The sequence below is a fragment of the Micromonospora sp. KC721 genome (assembly GCF_004348355.1).
Classification (GTDB): Bacteria; Actinomycetota; Actinomycetes; order Mycobacteriales; family Micromonosporaceae; genus Micromonospora.
The window spans coordinates 1-375 of sequence record NZ_SMJY01000431.1 but is presented as its reverse complement, the minus strand read 5'-3'; the positions used below and the strand labels follow the sequence as shown (position 1 = coordinate 375).

The 375-nt window shown below is 68.5% G+C and carries 1 pseudogene; it reads left to right on the top strand.

From position 1 onward, the window contains the following. Nucleotides 1-375 (top strand): annotated as a pseudogene (locus tag E1182_RS31510) (hypothetical protein); the annotation flags it as partial.

The window sequence follows — 375 nt, the reverse complement described above, 5'->3', positions numbered from 1 at the left end:
ACGAGATCGCTCGCTCCGACATGAAGGGCACCCGGCGTAAGACTTCGCGCACGCCGCTACAGATCCTCGCGGACTTCGGCACCGACGGCTTGGCCGCTGACCTCGATCTCTGGCACGAGTACGAGCGGGCCACCGCCGGTAAGAGCGCGCTGCGCTGGTCGCGTGGACTGCGGGCACTGCTCCTGCCCGACGTCGACGAGCAGACCGACGAAGAGATTGCGGCCGAAGAGGTCGGCGGCGACACCGTGGCCTACCTCCTGCCGCACACCTGGTACCGCCTGGCCGACATTCCCGGCGCTCAGTCGGCGGTGCTCGACGCGGTGGAGTCGGACGGCTGGGAGGGACTTATCCGCGTATTGGTCGGCTACCGCGTCG